This is a genomic window from Pseudomonas sp. NGC7, assembly GCF_047159675.1.
Classification (GTDB): domain Bacteria; phylum Pseudomonadota; class Gammaproteobacteria; order Pseudomonadales; family Pseudomonadaceae; genus Aquipseudomonas; species Aquipseudomonas kermanshahensis.
The window spans coordinates 2860803-2881890 of record NZ_BAAFZY010000001.1 but is presented as its reverse complement, the minus strand read 5'-3'; the positions used below and the strand labels follow the sequence as shown (position 1 = coordinate 2881890).

The 21088-nt window shown below is 62.8% G+C and carries 12 protein-coding genes and 1 pseudogene; 10 read left to right on the top strand and 3 right to left on the bottom strand.

The genetic code is table 11. The features are described from left to right. Nucleotides 1–147: 147 nt before the first annotated feature. The 9 genes from ACMCNM_RS12930 to ACMCNM_RS12890 all read left to right on the top strand — a co-directional run bounded on the left by ACMCNM_RS12930 (nt 148) and on the right by ACMCNM_RS12890 (nt 8856). Nucleotides 148–612, top strand: a complete 465-nt coding sequence (locus tag ACMCNM_RS12930; RefSeq protein ID WP_186676313.1) for a hemerythrin domain-containing protein — start codon at nt 148–150, stop codon at nt 610–612. A 150-nt stretch (nt 613–762) separates the two neighbouring features. Further along, on the top strand, nt 763–1683 hold the full coding sequence (locus ACMCNM_RS12925) for an ABC transporter substrate-binding protein (protein WP_027596484.1): 921 nt from the start codon (nt 763–765) through the stop codon (nt 1681–1683). Beyond that, the gene (locus tag ACMCNM_RS12920; protein WP_412764510.1) at nt 1680–2828 is read left to right on the top strand and encodes a phosphotransferase enzyme family protein; all 1149 of its coding nucleotides are present in this window, start codon (nt 1680–1682) and stop codon (nt 2826–2828) included. Before ACMCNM_RS12925 ends, ACMCNM_RS12920 begins: the two co-directional genes overlap by 4 nt. Nucleotides 2829–2839: 11 nt before the next feature. After that, nucleotides 2840–3718, top strand: coding sequence for a sulfurtransferase (locus ACMCNM_RS12915; protein WP_412764509.1), 879 nt, complete (start codon nt 2840–2842; stop codon nt 3716–3718). 120 nt (nt 3719–3838) lie between these two features. Beyond that, the gene (locus ACMCNM_RS12910) at nt 3839–6004 is read left to right on the top strand and encodes a TonB-dependent siderophore receptor (protein WP_412764508.1); all 2166 of its coding nucleotides are present in this window, start codon (nt 3839–3841) and stop codon (nt 6002–6004) included. 9 nt (nt 6005–6013) lie between these two features. Continuing rightward, nucleotides 6014–6847: a 5'-nucleotidase, lipoprotein e(P4) family gene (locus tag ACMCNM_RS12905; protein ID WP_412764507.1), complete on the top strand. Its 834-nt coding sequence runs from the start codon at nt 6014–6016 to the stop codon at nt 6845–6847. Between the two features lie 19 nt (nt 6848–6866). Beyond that, entirely contained in the window at nt 6867–7463 is a 597-nt protein-coding gene (gene pnuC, locus ACMCNM_RS12900) for a nicotinamide riboside transporter PnuC (protein ID WP_412764506.1), read from the top strand. Further along, the gene (locus tag ACMCNM_RS12895) at nt 7460–8248 is read left to right on the top strand and encodes a GntR family transcriptional regulator (RefSeq protein ID WP_085273773.1); all 789 of its coding nucleotides are present in this window, start codon (nt 7460–7462) and stop codon (nt 8246–8248) included. The genes pnuC and ACMCNM_RS12895 overlap by 4 nt, the downstream gene beginning before the upstream one ends. Further along, nucleotides 8245–8856: an HAD family hydrolase gene (locus ACMCNM_RS12890; protein WP_412764505.1), complete on the top strand. Its 612-nt coding sequence runs from the start codon at nt 8245–8247 to the stop codon at nt 8854–8856. Before ACMCNM_RS12895 ends, ACMCNM_RS12890 begins: the two co-directional genes overlap by 4 nt. Before the next feature lie 237 nt (nt 8857–9093). Here ACMCNM_RS12890 and ACMCNM_RS12885 read toward each other — a convergent pair whose 3' ends face one another. The 3 genes from ACMCNM_RS12885 to ACMCNM_RS12875 all read right to left on the bottom strand — a co-directional run bounded on the left by ACMCNM_RS12885 (nt 9094) and on the right by ACMCNM_RS12875 (nt 20654). Further along, nucleotides 9094–9309: a hypothetical protein gene (locus ACMCNM_RS12885; protein WP_412764504.1), complete on the bottom strand. Its 216-nt coding sequence runs from the start codon at nt 9307–9309 to the stop codon at nt 9094–9096. A gap of 140 nt (nt 9310–9449) precedes the next feature. Next, nucleotides 9450–17657: an RHS repeat-associated core domain-containing protein gene (locus ACMCNM_RS12880; protein ID WP_412764503.1), complete on the bottom strand. Its 8208-nt coding sequence runs from the start codon at nt 17655–17657 to the stop codon at nt 9450–9452. Nucleotides 17658–18140: 483 nt separating this feature from the next. Then, the gene (locus tag ACMCNM_RS12875) at nt 18141–20654 is read right to left on the bottom strand and encodes a hypothetical protein (RefSeq protein ID WP_412764502.1); all 2514 of its coding nucleotides are present in this window, start codon (nt 20652–20654) and stop codon (nt 18141–18143) included. Nucleotides 20655–20812: 158 nt separating this feature from the next. Between ACMCNM_RS12875 and ACMCNM_RS12870 the strand changes: the two are divergent. Continuing rightward, nucleotides 20813–21061 (top strand): annotated as a pseudogene (locus ACMCNM_RS12870) (hypothetical protein); the annotation flags it as partial. Between the last annotated feature and the right edge of the window lie 27 nt (nt 21062–21088).

Below are 21088 nucleotides of genomic sequence, written 5' to 3'. Positions count from 1 at the left end.
GTCGCAGGCCTCGACGCTTCATCTGCGTGCTGCGAGCCATGCGGTAAAGACTTGAACCATTCGCACGCCCATCACGTCCACCGCAACAGTAGCGATGAGTTTGTACCCAGCAATCCGTGTTTCCCCTGACCGCCATGAGGTGCCTGCATGAACGCTATCGACCTGTTGATTCAAGACCATAAATTGGTGAAGAAGCTGCTGGCTGAATTGTCTTCAACCACCGAGCGAGCGGTGAAAAAGCGCGCCGAACTGCTGCACCGGATCGAGCAGGAGCTGCAAGTCCACACTGCACTGGAGGAGGACATCCTCTACCCGGCCATCAAGAAAGCCGGCGGCAAGGAAGAGGCGAAGATGTATTACGAAGCCAAGGAAGAACACCGTACTGTCGATTCGCTGGTGCTTCCTGATCTGCTTCATACCGAAACCGGCACCCTGGAATTTGCCGGGCGGGTGAAGGTGATGAAAGAGCTGCTTGAACATCACATCGAAGAAGAGGAAGGCGAGCTGTTCCCCACGGCGAAAAAACTGCTGGGCAAAGATCAGCTGGAAGAGATGGGCATTGCCATGGAGGCGCACAGGAAAATGCTCAAGGGCGAACGAAGGGCTGCATGAACCGAATGCGCCACAGCCAAAAAGAAATTAAAGCAGGCCAATTTATTACCTGAAGGAATAAAAATAGCACCGAACGATATTGGTATATACCAGATGTCTACCCGTTAAATCTGCTCCCTGAGCCCTGAGGGCACCAAGGAGCACGAAAGGATGAACGCGGTACGGGTAATGCTGGAATATTTCCACCCATGGCCAAATTCGGCAGGGTTCTACGTCGCAAGGGAGCGCGGGTGGTATCAGGACGCCGGCTTGTCGGTGCAACTGGTAGTGCCCGACCCCTTCCATGGCGACACGTTGGAGCACCTGCTCAACGGCGATGCGGATGTCGGTGTGTTTCCCAGCAATCGCTTGCTGGTCAGGCGCAGCCTCGGCCAGCCGCTGCTGGGTGTCGCGGCCATCAACCATCGGGGCCTTGAATCGATCCAGACCCTCACCGACTTCGGCATTCGCCGCCCCAGGGACCTCGCAGGCAAACGCCTGGCGCTCAACCCCACGCCCCGTGGCCTGGCCATGGTGCGCCATCTGGTGGCCGCCGATGGCGGCGACCCGGATGCCGTGATCATCGTCGACAGCAAAGTGCGCGAACTGCGCCCGGAAGACCTGGCGGCAGGCATTGCCGACGCCAGCTTTGGCGGCTACTGGGCCTGGGAAGCCTTGATGGACAGCCCGGTTGCGGCCGAGCGACGTGTGGTCTGGCCAGTCGATGACATTGGCGCACCGCGTTATCACAGCTACCTGCTTGGCGGGCAGCAACGCTGGTTCGAGGAAAACCCCGAGATCGCCCGCGCCTTTCTCGCCGCCACCGAGCGTGGCTTTCGCGCGGCGGCCGCTGACCCGCAAAGCGCGTTGGGCGCCTATGAGGCCGCCACCCCTTACTTTCCGAGGGCGCTGCTCAGCCAATCGCTACAGCACATCGCACCCACTTGGCTGCATGAGCAGCGCTGGGGCCAGCAACGCGAAGAATTGATCGCGCCCTACGCCCAGTGGCTGCACCACCACGGCGTACTGGCCGACGCCGACGCTTGGCGTGGTGCCACCAGTAACCGTTACCTGCCGGAGCCACAGGCATGAACAAGCCCTTGCGCATGGCCCATGGCATGGGCGTGCAGCCAGTAGAAGCCGACTGGCCCGCACTGACTCAGGTGGATGTGGAAGCGGTACTGAGCCATTTCCCGCGGCTTGGCACCGTGGGCCCGCTGCACTGGCACAGCCCCCGCCCCTTCTCGGCTGCCGCGCAGGTGCGCACAGACCAGGGCGAGCTGTTCGTCAAACGCCACCACCGCAGTGTCCGCCAGCCCGCCTGGCTGCTGGAGGAACACCGCTTCGTTCAGCACCTTGAACAGCGTGGCGCGCCCGTTGTCACCCCGTTGCTCGACCGCAACGGCGACAGCGTGGTGGCCCTGGGTGAATGGACTTACGAGGTGCTGCCCTGCGCGCAGGGCCACGACCTGTACCGTGACGCGCTGTCGTGGACCCCCTTCCTCAGCCTGCCGCACGCCCATGCGGCGGGCGTTGCCCTTGCTCGCCTGCACCTGGCCGCCGAAGGCTTCACTGCGGGCGCCCGACGCACGCCCGTATTGATTGCCAACCTGCGGTTCTTCAGCCACCACGCGCCGCTGTCGTCCATCGAAACGGCCTTGGCGCAGCAGCCCGCACTGGCTCACTACCTCGCAGACAAACACTGGCAGCAGGCCCTGAGCGAACTCTACCTGCCCCATCACCGCGCCCTGCTGCCGCTGCTGCAGCACCAGCCGGCGCTGTGGACCCACAACGACTGGCACGCCTCTAACCTGCTGTGGGACGAATCGGCTGACGCCACGCAGGTGCGCAGCGTCCTTGATTTCGGCTTGAGTGACCGGACTTTCGCCGTGTTCGACCTGGCCACTGCGGTAGAACGCAATTGCATTCCCTGGCTTGAACTCGATGCAGGCGGGCGCGCCGCCGCCGACCTCGACGCCGTCGATGCACTGCTGGCCGGTTACCACAGCCAGCGGCCCCTGACACAGGCCGACCTGCTCACGCTCAAAGCGCTGCTGCCATTGGTCCATGTGGATTTCGCCCTCGCCGAAATCGACTACTTCCAAGGCATCGTCGGGTCCCGGAGCAACGCCGACATCGCCTACCACAATTTCTTGATCGGCCATGGCCAATGGTTTGGCGACAGCGAAGGCACCCGCCTGCTCGATCATCTGCACCGCATCGCACGCGCGCGCTGACAGGAGCCCTTATGCCCGACATCCTCATTTCACCCAACGCCTTGCACCACGCCCTGCAACAGCCGGGCCTGGTGGTGCTCGACGCCAGTGTGGAACTGGCCGCCGCCCAGTTCGATGGCGACTACCGCGTCGCCAGTGGCCATGCGGCCTGGCTGGCCGAACATATCCCTACGGCGCGGCATGCCGACCTGACGCGCGAGCTGGCCGACACCGCAGCGAGCTACAGCTTCGCCCTGCCCTCGCCGAAGGAGGCAGCCGCAGCGCTGGCACGCCTGGGCATCGCCGAGGCACGGCACATCGTGGTCTACGACCGGCATGAGGGTTTTTGGGCTGCACGCCTGTGGTGGATGCTGCGTAGCCTGGGCGTGGCCGCGTCGGTGCTCGACGGCGGCCTGAAGGCCTGGCGCCAGGCCAACCTGCCCTTGGCTCGCGGTGAACAAGCTCTGGCTGGTGTACCGGGTTCGCCAGTGTCGTTCACCGTCCATCCAGGGTATTGGGCAAACCGCGAAGACGTGCTGGCCGTACTCGATGGACAAGCGCCAGGCACGCTGGTGTGTGCGCTGTCCAAGGGGCTGTTCGAGGGCAGCGCGGTGACCCGCTATGCCCGACGCGGCCATATCCCCGGCAGCCTCAACCGACCGGCGCGGCAACTGTTCGACGAGCAGGGCCGCTACCTGGCGCCCGACGCATTGGCCCGCGCACTCGGCCCAGCATTGGTCGAAGGCACGCAGCCACTGGTCCTCTACTGTGGCGGCGGTATTTCCGCAGCCGCCACTGCCCTGGCCCTGACGCGCCTGGGGCGCCAGGGCGTTTCGATCTATGACGGCTCGCTGCAGGAATGGGCAGCTGACCCTGCATTACCAATGACCACCGGAGCAACGCCGGCCTGAAGTTACACCCCCTTCAAGCGCCCGCTCAACGATGCTGTCGCCGCTGCATAGGCGCGGCATCGCGAGCACAGGTTTACCCGATTTTCGGTGCCACACCGCTGGTCACCCAGGAGTTCGTTCATGGCTTCATCCTTGTCTTTTCATCACCGCCACGGCCTTGCGCTGGGGCTGCTGAGCCTGTCATTGAACCCGGCCCTGGCCTGGGCAGACAGCACCCTGCTGGAGGCCATCACCGTGACGGGCGCACAGACCAACAGCTACCAAGCCACCTCAGCCTCGGTGGGGGGGCTGGGCGAAGCGCCACTGCTCGATACGCCAGCCTCGGTTGCGGTGTTCACCGAGCAACTGCTCAAGGACCGCCAGGCAAGGCTGCTCAGCGACGTGCTCAGCAACGACGCCTCGACCGGCGAAAGCTATGCGCCGATCGGTTACTACGAAAACTTCGTGGTTCGCGGGTTTTCCCTCAGCGCCGCCAACAGCTACAAGATCAACGGCAGCACCATCACCGGCGAGCAGAACGTCGCGCTGGAAAACAAACAGCAGGTCGAGCTGCTCAAAGGCCTTTCCGGGTTGCAAAGTGGCGTTTCCGAGCCGGGCGGGCTGGTCAACTACGTCACCAAGCGCCCGCAGAACGTACGTTCAGTCACCGTCGCGAGCAACGAATCAGGCGAGCGCTATGTGGCCACCGACCTTGGCGGCTGGCTGGACAGCGAGCAGCGCCTGGGCGTGCGCGCCAACTTCGCCCACGAAGACATCCGCTCCTACGTGGACAACTCGGACGGCAAACGCGATTTCGCCTCCCTGGCCGTGGACTGGAACCTCAGCGATGCCGCCCTGCTGCAGCTGGATGCCGAGTACCAGACCCGCGAACAGCGCTCGGTGCCGGGCTATCAGCTACTCGGCGGTAGCGTGGTGCCCAGCGGCATCGACCCCAAGGACCGCCTGGCCGACCAGCGCTGGTCGAAACCGGTGGGTATCGATTCGCTCAACCTTGGCAGCCGCTTCGAGTACCGCTTCGACGACAACTGGAGCGCCAACTTGAGCGCTTCGCGCAGCCGGGTGGTGATCGACGACTACAGCGCCTTCGCCTGGGGCTGCTATGGCGCCCCGAGCTGCGCCAGCTCCGCCGTGCCCAACTACTTCAGCCCCGAGGGCGACTACGATGTCTACGACTTCCGCAACCCCGACGATACCCGCCGCAACGACGAGCTTCAGGCGGCACTGAGCGGGCGCTTCGACAGCGGCCCTTTGCAGCATGAGCTGACCGTCGGCAGCAGCGCCCTGCGCCGTATCGTCGACCGCCGCGACTCGGTCAACGAATGGGTGGGCACCGCCAACATCTACCAGCCGGTACCCGACTTTGCGCCGACCAGCGAACCGCTGGGCCACACCTATCGGCGCCTGGACAGCCGCCAGTACGGGCTGTTCTTCAGCGACCGGCTGAGCTACGGCGAACACTGGCAGGCCATTCTGGGTGGCCGCCAGGTGCGCCTGGACGAAAAAACCTTCGATATCGACGGCAACACCACGCGCCATACCCAACGCTCGGAGTTCCTGCCCAACGTGGCATTGATCTACAAACCGCGCCCGGACATCTCGCTGTACACCAGCTACAGCAAAGGCCTGTCACTGGGCGGCGAAGCGGCGTGGTTCACCACCAATGCCGACGAGATCCTGCCGCCCACGGTTTCACGGCAACTGGAGGTAGGTGCCAAGCGTGACTGGCAGGGCTTGAGCCTCGGCGCCGCGCTGTTTCGCATCAGCAAGGCCTACCAGTATTCACGCCCCAATGGCGACGGCAGCTTCACCTACGTGCAGCAAGGCGACCAGGAAAACATCGGCCTCGAACTGTCCGCCAGCGGGCACCTGACCGAGCAGTTGCAGGTGTCGGCCAGTGCCGCGGCCATCCGCGCCCGGGTCGAGGACAGCGGCACTGACAGCTACGAAGGGCACCAGGCGATCAACGTGCCAAACGTGCGCGCCAGCCTGCACGCCGACTACAGTGTCGCCAGCATCAAGGGCCTGGCCCTGCTCGGCGGCCTGCGCTACAGCGCCAGCAAGTATGCAAGCCAGGCCGGCAACGTGAAGGTCGACGGGTACACGGTGTTCGATGCCGGGGCGCGCTACACCCTGGACCTGGAAGGCTACGAAACCGTAGTGCGCCTGACCGTGGACAACCTCTTCGACAAACGCTACTGGCGTGATGTGGGCGAATACATGGGGGATGGCTACCTGTTCCAGGGTGCGCCGCGCACCGCTCGCCTGTCCGCCACCGTGAATTTCTGAGGAATCGCCATGACCCTGTCCGTCTCGCTGATCGCCGCCCTGCTGGCAACGCTGCTCACCGGTTGCCAGCAGCACCCGCCCGCTAACGACCAGCTCGATGCAGTGCTCTGGACCCAGACGTCGGTGGAACACGACCTGCTGTTCCGCCAGGTGTATGCCAGTGCCACCCAGCACCTCGATAGGGCCTTGGCCGACCCCACCTGGGATGCGCTGGCACACGCACCGCGCGCGCTACACGGCTTGCCACCGGCGCTGATCATCGACATCGACGAAACCCTGCTGGATAACGTCCCGCTCAACGCCCGTTCGATCATCAATGACCGCCCCTATGACTACGACGCTTGGTACCAGTGGGTCGATCGCGCCAAGGCCCTTGCCCTGCCGGGCGCGGTGGACTTTCTGCAGGCCGCCGCGCGCCGTGGTATCACGCCGTACTACCTGACCAACCGAGCGCCAGGCCAGGAGCAGGCAACCCTGGAAAACCTGCGCCGCGCCGGTTTCCCCATCGACAGCAGCGCCCAGATTCTCACCGCCGGCACCGCCATTGGCGGTTGCCAGGCCAGCGGTTCGGACAAGACCTGCCGCCGTCATTGGGTGGGGACCCAGGCGCGGGTGCTGATGCAGCTGGGCGACAGTTTCGGTGATTTCATGGCCACCCGCGGCAGCCAGCAGGCCCAGCTCGACGCGGCCCGCTCCTACTTCGCCTGGCTGGGTGAACGCTGGTTCCTGCTGCCCAACCCCACCTATGGCGGCTGGTACAGCGCGCCGTATCAGGGGCGCGAAGGGTTGTCGGAACAACAGAAGCGCGCCTTCAAGCACAAGGTCTTGAAGCCCCAGTACTGACGCTGCCGAGGAGGCGCCCATGTCAACGTTAGAAATCATCGCCGTGCTGTTCAATATCCTCGGCGTGTGGCTGACCACACAACGTATTCGCTGGTGCTGGCCGGTAAGCGTGGTCGCCGTGCTGCTCTACGCCTGGATATTCTTCGACGTGAAGCTGTATTGCGACATGCTGCTGCAACTGGTCTTCGCCGTGCTGCAAGGTTACGGCTGGTGGCGCTGGAGCCAGGGTTACAGCGTCGCCGGCAAGGTCGGCGTGCAACGCCTGCCGCGCCGCGAGGCCATCGTCAGCCTGGCGGCGGGGCTTGCTGGCGCAGTACTACTTGGCGCCGTCATGCAGCGCTACACCGATGCCTCGGCGCCGTGGATCGACGCGCTGCTGAGTTCGCTCAGCCTGGTGGCCAGCTTCTGGGCGGCACGCAAATACGTCGCCAGCTGGGGGCTGTGGATCGTGCTCGACAGCGCCTACGTCGGGCTGTTTCTATTCAAAGACCTGCAACTCACGGCGGCCCTGTACGCAGGCTTCGTGGTACTGGCCGCCTACGGCCTGCTGGCCTGGCGCAACGAACTGCTGGCCCAGCAACAGCCCCTGCCTGCAGGCGCTGAGGTAGTGCCATGAACCCGTTTCGCACCTCGTTCGTCAGCGAGTCGCAGCCACAGGCCACTTGGCGCGCCAGCCAGCCCCATTACCTGCGTATCCGCGATCAACTGGCCAGTGACCTGGCCAAGGGCTGCCTGCCCGCCGACAGCAAGCTGCCCGCAGAGCGCGACCTGGCCGAGCGTTTCGGCTGCACACGGGTGACCCTGCGCCAGGCACTGCAATTGCTGGAAACCGACGGCGTCATCTACCGCCAGGACCGCCGCGGCTGGTACGTCAGCCCCCCACGCATCCGCTACGACCCAACCGGCATCACAGGCTTCATGGAGTACGTCGCCACCCAGGGCCGCACGCCACGCACCGAGTGCCTGCACGCTGAGCGCCGCCCGGCCGGGGCCTGGCTGGCCAAGCGCATGGGCCTGGAGCATGCGGAGGAGCCGGTGTTCTACCTGCAGCGCCGTCGCTACGTGGACCAGCGCCCGGTGCTGCTCGAGTGCAATGTGCTGGTCGCCGACTGGTGCCCTGCGTTGCTCGACGCCGACCTCAACACCTCGCTGACCGCCCTGCTGCGCGAACGTTTCGGCCGCGTGCAGTCGCGCAGCGAGTTGTGCATGCACCCTGAGACGATGAACGACTTTCAGGCCGATCTGCTGCAAGTCTCCCCAGGCTCGAGCAGTTTCTACCTGGAACGCCTGAGCTTCGGCGAGCGCGGTCAGCCCGTGGAGTTCGACCAGGAATTCTGGCGCCCGGATGCCCTCGCCGTGGTGCTGCAAACCCGCTACCCCGGCCAGGTTGAAGCGCTATGAAACACCCACTCGACACCCCACTGGAAACACGCTTGCTGGCCGCCGAAGGCCTGATTTTCGACTGCGACGGCACCCTGATCGACAGCCTGCCCGCCTACGCCAGCGCCTGGCGCGCGGGCTTCGCTGCGTCTGGCAAGGGCATGGACAGCGCATGGCACACCGCCCGCTGCGGGCTCTGCGAGACGCAATTGATGACGCATTTCGAACAGAGCCACCAAGTCACGCTGGATCGCCCGAGGGTGGTGGCGACGATGCGCCAGCACTACCTGGCCAACCTTTCCCGGCATGTGCGTGAGATCACCCAGGTAACTGCCATCGCCAGGCGGTTTGCCGGGGTGAAGCCCATGGCGGTGGCGTCCAGTGGATCGCGCGAGATTGTCTTGAACTCACTGGCCGCCCTGGGTTTGGCCGAGCTGTTCGACGCCATTGTGACCATCGACGATGTCGGCAAGGCCAAGCCTGATCCTGCTATCCCTCTAGAGGCCGCCCGGCGACTGGGGCTGCCGCCTGCTCGCTGCCTGGTGTTCGAGGACAGCGAGCAAGGCCTGGAGGCAGCGCAGCGCGGTGGGCTGCCGGTGGTGGACGTAAGGCGGCTGAGCGCGCGTTAGATGCGCCTGTCAACGCCACTCGCTGTAAGGCTCCAGCGGCGTCTGCCCTTCGGCTGTCCGCCCGCCACGCTTTGATCGGCGGTGAAATTGCGTAGCGCCGCCTCGAGCAGGGGAATTTCTTCATATACAAGCATTGAGGGTGCCAGGTACTGTTCGAAGCCAGCCAGCGTTGCGCCACTCCGCCAAATGACCGCACCCTCGCTGCTTGGCGCTGGGCGCGGTCGCGTACGCTTCGGCCTACTTGATCTCCTCCACATCAGTGGCGTGATATTCTCCATTCACCAACTTGATATTGAACCTGACCTTGGACTTTAGCTTCAGGTCCCCAGCCTCCGCGGGCGGCAGGTACACCTGATCACCCTCTTCATCGCCCTCGACTTCGATGAAACCGAACTTCTGGGTGGCATGGAGTTGACACACTGTACCTTGCTTGCCCGTTTTTTCTGTGCTCATGATTTCGATCCTCAATGTCATTGTCTGTGGATGCTATCCCCGCGCCCAAACGCGGGTACGGGAAAAGCCTACTGCGCCTGCCACCGCCCGGATACTGGCACTTTTGTCAGGTACCCCATGGCCAGGCCTCGGCACACTCACTACCAGAACCGCACGCCGTGCGTGGCCACTGGCAAGTCGTGTTGCACGATGCTCAAAGACGGAAGCTTGGGCACTTTGACAGGTTCATGACCGCCCCCGCCCCTCGCACTGACCGTAGCCTCTTTTTTCTGCGCCAGGCTTATGCTGGAGTCGATCGTCGAATACAGAATGTAGGACTCAATCGTCGTGCTGGTAACGTAAATTGCGAGCGAGCCGAGCCGCGACGTGCCGGGTGTCGCGAGCGACGAGCGAAAATAATTGCCAATTCCCCCTAGCCAACCCGAGGTGGACGTGGGTTGTTCAGCAATTTCAACGGGGGCTGTGAGGTAGCTCCAAGCCCGCTTCCGAGCGCCATTCAGGCCGTTCCGAGCCAACCACTGCGCCGCGGGGTCCAAGTAGTTGTACTTAAAGCGGCTCAGGGCGCCCACGTTTTGAGGGCCAATAAAACCACTCACCGTGCGAGGGACATAAAGACTCCCCAGCGCGTTATCGGCAATCTGCCCTGCACGTCCAGCGCGTGAACCTGCGCTTCCAACGCGAGAGCCTGCACTTCCCACGCGTGAGCCTGCACTTCCAACACGCGATGCAGCGCTCCCCACTTTGGCACCGTTTCCGATCAACTTGGCCCCCTTGTGCGCGAACTGTAGCCCTTTGAAGCCAGACTTCATCACCCCGGCGAAGCCCAGACAACTCAATGCCCCCGTGACAACCGAGACGATGCCCAGCGCCTTGGACAATCCAGGGTTGGATTCCTCCGTCAATACCGACGCCACTTCGAAAGCGAACGACGCCACACTCATCGCCGTGACGAACGCCAGCATGGCCATCGTCAGCCCCCCGTTGAAAACGGTCAGCGCGCCGCCCGCCACGGCCAACGTCAGCGAAAACGCCAGGTCCCGCCAGCGGCTGCCAACCTTCATCTTCTGCGTGTCCTGCAGCGCCTGTTCGTAAGTGGCCAGCTGGTGATTCTGGTCCCAGCGGCTGAGCATGATCGCCCCGCTGGGGTCGTGTAGGTTGATCGGGTCCGGGCAGTGGGCGTAGTCGTTGAGCCCACCTTCACCGAACGGGCTGAGCCAGTCCGGCTGGGCATAACGGCGCAGCGTCGGGTCATAACTGCGGTAGCCATTGCCGGCGTGGTAGTGCCCGGTAAGCGGGTCGCGGCGCATGCCGTTGTAGCCGGCGACCAGCCCTTCCAGCGCCTTGCCATCGCCGAACGGCAGCAGCGGTGCCAGCTCCAGCGCGCCGTCCTTGAATTGCCCGGCGACGCCCGCGTTCGCGTCGTTGATCAGCCAACGCACCTCGTTATCATCGTACTGGGCCAGCCCACTGGACAGGCTGGTGGTCTGGCTGACCTTGCCGGCCTTGTCATAGCGGATTTCGCCGATCAGTTCATCGCCGTTGTAGCGCAGCTCACGGGTGCTTTCGTCGCCCTTGAGGTACTGCGCCACCAGGCGCTGGCTGCCGTCGTACTCGTAGCGGGCCAGCAACTGGCCGGCGCTGTCGCTGACCTTGTCGAGCTGGCCGGCGGCGTTATAGCTAAAGCGGTGTTCCCTGCCGTGGTCAGCGTCGTCGGTCAGGTAGCCATTGCTGTTCCAGGCCAGCGCGCGCTGGTCCTGGCCGCGGGTGATCCGCGTCAGCCGGGTCGGGTCGCTGGTCGCATAGGCCAGCTCCTCGGTCTGCGTCGTGCCATCGAAGCCGGTGGTGACGCAGCGGGTCAGGTTGCTCAGCGCGTCCCAGCTGAAGTCCTGGGCCTTGACCGCCGTGCCGTGGGCGTCCTGCGGGCAATGCTCGGCCTTGTCCGCCTCGCACTCATAACGCTGCAGGCGGTCGAGCACATCGTAGGTGAAGCGCTCGGCGCGCAGTAGCGTGCCTCTTTCGTAGCTCGCCTTGCTGGTCAGACGGCCGTCGCCGCGCCAGGTCAGGCACTGCTTGAAGCATTCGTTGCCGTTGTGCAGGAACCGCCGGGTGACTTCCTGGCCAAAGCCGTCATGCGCGCTGAGCACCTGCCACTGCCCACCGGCCTTGAGCGCCTGGGCCTGGCGTGACTGCAGCCGGCCCTGGGCGTCGTAACGGTACACCACCTCTTCGTGGTCCTGGCAGGTGCGCAGCACACGGCCCTGCTCGTCGCTGAACACGCGCTGCCAGTGGCCGTCGGCGCGCAGCGAGGCCAGCGGCCGGCCATGCAGGCTCAACCAGCGGCAGCCCTGGCGCTTGGCGCGCGGCGAGGTTTGCGCAACCCACTGCCGGCCGGGCAGGCTCGCGCTCCGGTAGGTCTGTGCCCAGTCGGTCTTCAGCGCGGCGTCACTGGCGGCCGAGGCCAGGGTCAGTGTGTCGTCGTTCTCGGTATGGCTGGAGAGGGTGCGATCATCCACCTTGAAACGCAGGCCCTCGGCATTGCGCGGGGTGGTGAGGGTGGTCTTGTCGGGCAAGGTCACGCTATCGTCCATGAAGCTGTACGCGCGCCCGCCTACCGTGCGCGAGGTCAAGGTGCTGGGGTTATTCACCGTCTGTGTCGCCACCACCCTGCCGTCCACCTTGAGCTCGGTGGCATGGTTGCTCAGGCCATGGTAGCGGTACTCGACGGTAGAGCGGTCGGGGCGCGTGACCTTGGTTACCCGGCCCACGGCGTCGCGTTCCAGGTTATACACGCGGGTTTTCCCGCCCACGGTGCGGCCATAAGCGATGACGGCCCCCGAGTCGTCGAAGCGTTGGCGCACCTGCAACTGCGCTTGCCCAGCACCGTCGGTCACGTGTTCCACCTGCTCGAAGGTACCGTCCTTGCAGTAGATGTAATCGAGGGTGCGCTGGTACAGGGAGTGGTCGTCGAAGCCCTCTTCGACGATGCGTTTGCTCAAGATGTCTTGATCCGCAAAGGGTTCAAGCGAGAACACATCGGGCGCCGGGACTTGCGCGTTGGCAGCCTCTTCTTCTTCTTTTTCTTCTTCGAGCCGGGCTCGTGTACCCGGCCCATCCAGGCCCCCTTGCTCCCTAACCCAGGTTTGCGGCCCCACGGCCGACACCTGCGGGGCCATCGCCACCACGGCCTGCCCGCCCGGCAAGTAGTCCCACTCGCAACTGGCCACTCGCTGCGACGTATCCAGCCCTTGCAGGCTGTATTGAGCCACCGGCACATAGTGCGGGGTGCCGTGCTTGCGCCACTCGTGCCCCCAGGCCCGTTGCAAGCCGTCCAGGTAGCTGCGGCTTATGTCCTGGTTCGCATGGGTGTGCATCGCGACCTTGCCATCAAGCGAATACACGGTGTCGATCTGCTCGTCAGGTTGCTGGTCCTTGTCCTTGTTCAGGTACTGGCCGGTGGCGTCCTTCTTGAGCCGGTAGCGCTTCTCTTGGGTCACCCGCCCCAGCGCATCGTACTGCCAGTGCACTTGCGTCCCTGGCTCTAGCCGACCCAGGCAGCGCCAGCCATGCCGTGAGCGCTGCACATTGCTGACCAGTTCGCTACCGTGCTCGGTGCTGCTGGTGACGCGTACCACGATGCCGTCATTGGTCGGGTTGTCTTCGAAATGCTGGACGCTCTCCAGTTTGAACATCTGCGCGCCCAGGTAGCTGCGCTGGGTATCCTTGACCGACCACTGCTTGACCTTGCTTTCCCCGCTCGGTGTAGCCTTGGGCGTGACCACGGTGATCTCGATGCTGCGCTGGCGCCACAGCAACCTGGCAGGCGAGTCGGCCAGCGCCCAGGTGGCTGTGGCGTCAAGCCGGTCGTTAGTGAGCGTGCCCTTGACCCCCTCGACCGTCACCACCTCGCTCAGCTCCAGCAGCTCCCGACTGCCACGCGTCACTTTGTTATAACCGAACAAGCGCAGGCCCTGGGGATTGCCGAAGGGGTCACACTGGTATTCAGCCATGACGGGCAACGAGGCATGCGCCGGGATGAACGGGCAGTTCAGGGCCGGCAGGTTGCCGAGGCCCTCCACACCCTTCAGCCCCGTGACATCCTTGGGCGTGAACAGGTTGCCGCCGGCCTCGGTGTAATAGCAGCGGTACAGCCGGTGCTCGTCGCTCTTGTGCAGCCACAGCACGTTGCCAGCCTTGTCCTCACCATGCGTCGCCACCTCCACCGTACGCCCCAGCGCGTCGCGCTCTGCAGGGGGGATATGGGCCACCATCCGGGTGATGCACGCAGCCAGTTTCGGTCGGTGGGCTCTTTGGGAATGTCTAAAGAACCATTTGCGCAGCGCCTTCTGCCGTTCGAGCTTCAGCTTGACAGTGCCTTTGTTGGCGCCGGCCTCAAGGCCGTGGAGCAGTTCGGCGAACTCATCGCCCACCCCCGTGTAGCGGTAGCCCTTGGTCACCCTGCGTTGGTCGTTCTCCTCTTCGGTCTCTTGTGTGGAGAAGGCCAGCCAGTGGTCTTGCCCCGAGGCAACCCCGCGCAACAGTTCGAAACGCACAAGGCGATCGCTGTGCATGACATTGCCGTGCACCAGCAGGTGATGCTCCCGGGCCGCATGCACACCGCTCTCGTACTCGACGCTGACGACCCGCTGGTCGGGCGCCAGGAAGTCCCCGTCGTAACGGTAGGTCGCCACCTGGTTCTCTTGCCCATCGCCTGGCACCAGGGTGTGCAGCGCAACCCGAGGCAGGCCCGGGCGCTGGTCTTTCTGTGTGGCGTACTTTGCCTGCCACGGCTGGTACTTCACGCACTCCACCGAGCCGTCCAGCTCGCGCAGGCTGCACAGCACCCGGTCCAGGGTCGGGTCGTCGTCGTAATCGCAGTCGACCTGCTGCAGCTCTCTGCCGTTTTGCTCGCGCCTGAGCGTGCGCAGCAGATAGTCTTTGAGCTCCAGCTTGACCTCGTACTGCTCGGTCTTGCTCTGCGGCCAGACCTGCATGTTTACCTGCGCGGTCTTCTCCTGCGGCGTGACGTAGTCCGCCTTGAACAAGGGTTCATCGCCACTCTTTATCTGCAACAGCAGGAACTGGCCTTTCTGACGCTTCCACTCCAACGTCACCTGCTCACCGTAGGGCGACTCGATAGTCGATGGCAGTAGCAATACGAAGGGCTTCTGGTAATCGGCAATAATCTTTTTCAGTTTGATGATGTACTCGTCGGAGCGCCACTTCTTGACCGCATCGTTGAAATCCCATGTCGCTGCCTGGCCATAGAAAGTCTGGACCCCCGGAGTTATCAGTACTAGCACTCCCTTCACCTTTCCCAACACGTCTTCTGGTAGTAAAGAAAGGTCCGGGTGGGACTGGTCCCTGATTTTTTCCAACGCTTTCACGACCTGATCGTGAAACTTCTTGTTCGGCTCCTCATCGTCGCTGCCCTTGGCTGAAGGTTTTTCCAGAACCTCCTGACGGCCGCTGGGCAGGTCGAGGATGAACTGACTGTAATCCGCGTTGCTGCTCACCACGCATGAGGGCAGCTTGATCGACTTGCCCTTGCCCAGCTGGGTCCATTGCGCGTCGGTGAACTGGACCTGGGCACCATCGGCCAGGGTCAGCAGCTTGTCGCGCAGCTGCACGCTGGCAAAGCGCCAGGCCCAGCCATCGCCGAGCCCCGCCTCGTTGGCGCGCAGCGCCGAGTAGTGCAAGGTCAGGTCAACCGCCGGCCCCTGGCCTTGCAGGCCCTGCAGGCTGGCCACCGGGTAATGGGCATGGAACAGCCCCGTGCGTGGGTCCACGCCGGATTCGCTGTGGCCGGTGGTGTCGAACAGTTCGGAGCGGCTGGTGTTGCCGTAGTCCTCGCAGAGGAAGCTGATTTCATCGCATGCCTTGAGGACTTTCGGCGGGGTGAAGCTGACCGGCTGCGAGGCGTGCCAGAACCGGGTGGCGTGCAAGGCGCCGATATGGCCCACGGTCAGGGCGGGCTTGCCGCGCTCGGACGCGGGGACGTCCAGGTAGAGGTCATACGCCTGGTCGGTCAGTGGGCCTTGCCAGGTGATGGTGTCGCCGGTGACCGAGGCTGGCCACACTGCAGGGGGTTCCTTGTGGGCGACGACAATGGCGTAGACGAGCTTAACGGCGGCGGCGGCGTAGGCGGCGTCGTCTTCGGCGGCGGCGTAGTTGTCGTAGGCGTGGTCGTCGGCGGCGACGTAGGCGGCACCGGCGGCTGCGTATGCGTAGGCGTTGGCGTCGGCGTAGGCAGCGGTGTAGGCGTCGGCGGCGGTGCATACGAGCTTAACGACGGCGACGTCGACGGCGTAGGCAGCGGCGTAGGCGTCGGCGTAGGCGGTGGCGTAAGCGGCAACGTCTGCTTTGGTTTCGGCTTTGGCGCTGGTGTAAGTAGCGGCGACGGCTTCGGCGTTGGCGGCGGTGTAGGCGGTGGCGTAGGCTCCCTGGGCGTCGGTGTTGTAGGTTTTTCCGGCACAGGCGTCTTTGCCGGCCCGGTCGCGGGCGTCGTCGGCGGCGGCGGCCGCGCGGAGGACGCCCTTGCGGAGGGAATTCGCGACGTCGCCATTCGCGCGGAGGAAATCCGCGCGAATGGCGACGACACGGGCGGCAACGGTGTCTACGAAGTCGGTGCCTCCGGTAAGGACGGCTGCGGTGCCGATGATGGCCAAGCCCATGGCGCCGGGGCAATCATGGGGGGTCGACTCCATGGCGATGACGACGGCAGCAGCGGCGGCGAGGGCCGTTAACGTACCGACTTCGGCAAACGAGATGGCGACAGGGATACGAGCCTTGACACAAGCCTCCACATAGCTGATGTACGCCTCTCTTAGTTGCTTGGCCGCTGCCTGCCTCGGCACACACGCCATCACCCGGTAGCCTTTATCGCGTGCCGCCTTGTCCAAGCGAAACTCCAGCTCTGCGCCCTGCGAGCTGATGGTCACCCCCGTCCGCCCCTCGTCCGGCTCGAGGGTGACCTGCGCCGGTTCGGCAGCCTCCTCGCTTGGCCATTCATCGGCGTTCAGCAGTTCCAGCCCATAGTCCTCGGCTTTCCAGCCGTTCCCGTCGCCAACGTTATCCAGCGCGACCCGCAGTTCGGCGTGCCGCGGTAGCCACAGCTGCTCGCCGTCCTTGACGCACAACTCTGGCCACTGCTGCGCTTCGATGAAGCTGGCCAGCGCCTGTATCCAGGTTTCCTGCTTGCTGGGCATTTCATCGTCAGCACAATCCTGGGGCCTAAACAGCGCGTGGTGCAGCAAGGCCCCGTTGCCGGGGTGGCGCACGGTCACCAGCACGGCATCTTCGGGCGCCTTGAACGCCGACGCCAGCAGCGGGCCTTCGACCGTATAATCGTCACCCGGCAGGGTAACGACGATGCGCAGGCCGTCGCCGCGCTGTTCGAGCATCGACCTGGTCGTGTTGACGCGCAAGTAGGGCGCCACATCCGATTTTGCCAGCGCTTCGGCCCAGTCCTTCGGCCATTTGTCCTTGGCACGTTGCGCCTCGTCGCTCGGGCTCCAGGCAAAGTGGCCGAGCAGGCGCTGAGAGAACGCATCATAGACCCAGGCCTGCAGCGTGCTATCGCTAGGCAGCGCCGCGTCATCGAGGGTGCGACTGGCCCACCAGTTGACCTCGGCCAGGGTCACGCACAGCTCGGCGTGCTGCGGGCCCCAGAACGCGTTGTTCACCGCGCCCGGCGTCACCGAGCAGTCGGCGCCCGGCACCCCAGCTCGCAGCAGACGGCTGTCACGGTTGACCTGCGCGCACAGGGCCTGCACCCAGCCGCTGTCCGCCTCGGCGGTGAACAGGTGCTGCTCGTGCAGGGCCTGGGTCTTGAGGTCGCGTACCTGCAGGCTCAGGGTCTGCCCTTGAGCCAGCAGGAAGTTATGGTTACAGGCCAGCACCTGGACCAGGTTGCTGCTGAACGGCGCGGTGCTGAACGCCCGGTAGTCGGCTTGGCACCACAGGCGCGGCAGCGCGTGGCTGCTGGGAAAATCGTTGCTGCCGCCAAGGCCGTTGACCGCGATGGGCATGCCGGCCTCGGCGACCTTCTGGGCAAAGTCCTGAAGCCACTGCGTGTCCCGCAACTTGCCGGCCTGCGCGGTGTAGTCGATACGGGTCAGCTCGCCGGTGCGACGGTGCACCAGGCAGGCACTGACAACTTCGTCCTCGACTAAGGCGCGCTCGGCCTTGAGCGGACAGAGGCTGTACCAGCCACCTTCAGCAGTACCCGCCCGCTCTAGGCCGAAGTCCTGCATGTCGGGCAGGTAGCCGTCGGGTTGGTTGGTGATCAGGTAGGGCACCTGGAAGGTCTGTTTGGCGTCGATACTGCTTTCGGAAATGTTGTTTGACATTACGCAGAGCTCCATGCCGATCAGGATCATGGCGCCATTCTTGAACCGTTCACTGAGTGCCCACAACTGACAAAAATGCTAGGTAAACGCCCATATAGCCAGCGCAGTCCGCTTGACCCGTGCTGAAAGAGCGCCGCAAATGATCACGCAGTTTGCGCGGTGAAATCTGCGGAGGGTGCGCCGGTAAGACCTGATAACCAGGGCTTTACCCTAATGCCAGTCAGTTAAGCGTCATCGGCTGTAATTGGGGCTGCTGTGCAGCCCATCGCAGGCAAGCCAACTCCTACAGGTGAGCGAAAATCACAAGAAATACGCTATTTCTGTAGGAGCTGGCTTGCCTGCGATGGAGTGCGAAGCGCTCCCATACCCGATATCGACTAGCGTCAAAGTCGCCGTGAATTCAGGCTTTGCTGCCGCGTTGCGGCAGATCGCGGGGCAAGCCCGCTCCCACAACGATGGATGACCATACTTTTCGTACAAAACCTAGACAGGTTTCATTGCCATGGCGCCTGTGACATTCGTGTTATAAGAATTCGCAAAGTGAATTGTCTTTGTTGCCACGTGATAGAAAGACCCGGAGCCTGGGCCATTGTTGAACCCTTCATGAAAAAGCCTATGGCCTGTCCAAGTATGACGATTTAATGGCAACTGTGCCCCGTATAATACACGCAGATCCGGGATCAAGTCGTCGTTCACAGGCAGGGCCGACTCCGCTCTGACAAAACTCTCGGCACTGACCAAATTGTAGCTGCCTGGGCCGATCAGCACCCTGAAGCAATAACTCACCTGCACCGGATAGCTGATGGTTTTGTTCGCCACATCGGTGATCGTGATGGTTACGTCGCCATTGCGTAATGGCCAGACACGACCGTCGGCATCTACCCGAGCAATGGCTGGGGTACTTGAAGCATAGGTATACGGAGGGGTGCCGCCGGTGGGCAATCGCTGTTGGGACCTTGCGATATTGCCATTGACTTTGGGCGGGATAACGGCCCAGGCATTGGCCACCATTTGACACATCTCGATGGCCCCTCCGCGCAGCACCATCGGGGCTTGGCTGACATCCAACGGGGCAACCAGCATCGCAGGCGTTGCGATTGTAAATTCCAGGTCCGCAGACGCACGATCAGGTGTGTTGGCCTGGGACACAATGTAGTAAACAACAACATCAATCGGGTTTCCATTGAGCGTCAGTTCAGCGGCAGGCACCTGGAACGAGGTCGGGGTATCGCCTGCGTCTATGTCTTGCGACTGCTCATGGTACCCCCCTTCCGAGGTTTCCCAGATCATTTGAAGCGTATAATCCCCCTTCACCGCGCTTAGATCCGGCAGCGCGATATAAACACCGTGTGCAAACTCCTGCCGGCCGGGGTCCAATACATTATTGGAACCGGAAAGATCGGTTTCAGTGGTGGGCGCCGGCAGCGTCTCGGCAAGATAACCAACGTAGAATCGCTGGTATAACGACTTGACCTTGTTCTTGCCCCGCTTCACGGTGTAGTAGATATCCACATAGCCACCCTCCAGGGGCAGCAGGAACTTAGGCCCGTCCAAGCGTAACCGCAATTCACTGCCGACCTGGACTGCGGTGACACGATGCTTTCTGGGTTTGAATACCAGGCTACGACCGTCGGCAGCAACCCCGCGCATCACGACGTCAACAACATCACCCGTCATCAGATTGGCCAGTTGAGGAATGACCAGGTCTGCCACCGCCAGATCAGAGTCGATCCACCAGCCATTATCCACACTTGCGGCGCCGTCTATCGACACTGCGGGCAATGCGTTGGATGCACGCGTGCCGATGAAATCAAGGGTGGCTGACTGTGACAGCGTGACCGTATTATTGCGTTTTACTTCGTAATAAGCGCTGCCTGAACCATTGGCGAGGCCCCATAACTCCGTGTGGGGCAGTGTAAAGGTAAGCACTTCGCCAGCAGCTGTTATATCCACAGTTCCCAGATCGGATGCTTGAGCAAGGCCTGCTTCGGTAGTGGCTTTCCATTTGACGGTTACACTATCGCCTGGCTGGAAATTGCCGGGGTCAGCTTTAATTTCCAGCCCCCTGCTGCCATAAATGTCCAAGTTGAAAGGTTGGACAATAGTGCGTTTCAGGTCTTCCAGATCGCTGAGGGTGGGTGCAGTAAACTTAAGCTTCGATACGGCGACCTGTACACGGGTGGTTACCGACCATTCGGACTCGTTGCCAACCTCATCAACGACGTAGTAATCCACTTCAAGGTCTTTGCTGTCTCCCGCTGCCAGTACTGTAGCCTCCGGCACGGTGACGACAATCGGCTTGCCCACGTGCGCCGCCTCCACGCTATGCTCAACGGTTTCATGGCCCCAATACAGTACGACCGTATCGAAGGGCGCCATGCCCGTGTAAGCCGCAATCGTCACTTGCACGCCGCTCTTGGCGTCGCTTTCGCCTACCGGCCCCGTGGCCGGCGTTGTCAGGGTGGGTGCATTCAACGGCATAGGCGCTGCGTTACCCACATGCCCCGGTTGGCCGAATCGCACCTTAACAATCAACACCTGTGAAGTGCCCACGGTGCCATAGGCGCCAGCGCTGTTTTTGCGTGTAACGGAATACTTTACTTGCGCGTCATCTTTTTCCTTGATGAAGGCACTGGGCACGATCACTGTCAGATACTGGTTGCTCACGTCGTCCGCTACGACCTTCGCGGGTACTCTCTTGCCGCTCCAGTCTGCGATGATCCAATCATCCACGGCCATGCCCTTGAAGGCAGGGATGACGACCACCACGCCGTCGTCAGGGTCCCAGACTTCCTCGTGGTTGATACCCACATCCGCGATTGAGACAGGCCAGGTGGCACCGATGACCATAGGCCTTGGATAATCTGAAATCGCCTCTTTCGGATAGCGGTTCTTCAAGTGAAGATCAAACTCGATGCGCAGATCGTCAATGCCAGCAGAACTACCTGGCACAATGCTATTCGGATTAACGGGGGGGGCTATCACTGTTGAGCTCATTTTTTTCAATCCTTCGATGCAGTTGGAGCCGTCCAAGGTAAGGAAAACAAACGCGCAGGTGCGTTCAGCAACGTTACACACACGGGAACACTTCAACACCTGGTAAAAGTGATAGTTTTGAGAGTGCCGGACACTGCATGACCACTACATTACCAACCCCCGAGATGCATCAGACGAAGAAAGGTAACCAATACTTCTTCGGCATGAAGGTGCATATCGGCGCCAAGGTCGAGCATCGGTTTCGGGTGATCAGGCGTCAGTTTGGCTACGTGAAAGTGCGCTTTCGTGGGCTGATGTAAAACACCGCTCAGTTGACCACGCTGTTCGCCCTGTCGAACCTGTGGATGGCTCGACAACAGTTGATCGGAGCATCCCTAGGGAAAGCTGTGTTTCCCGCGAATGCCTGAGATACCAGGCAGCTATACATCAATCCT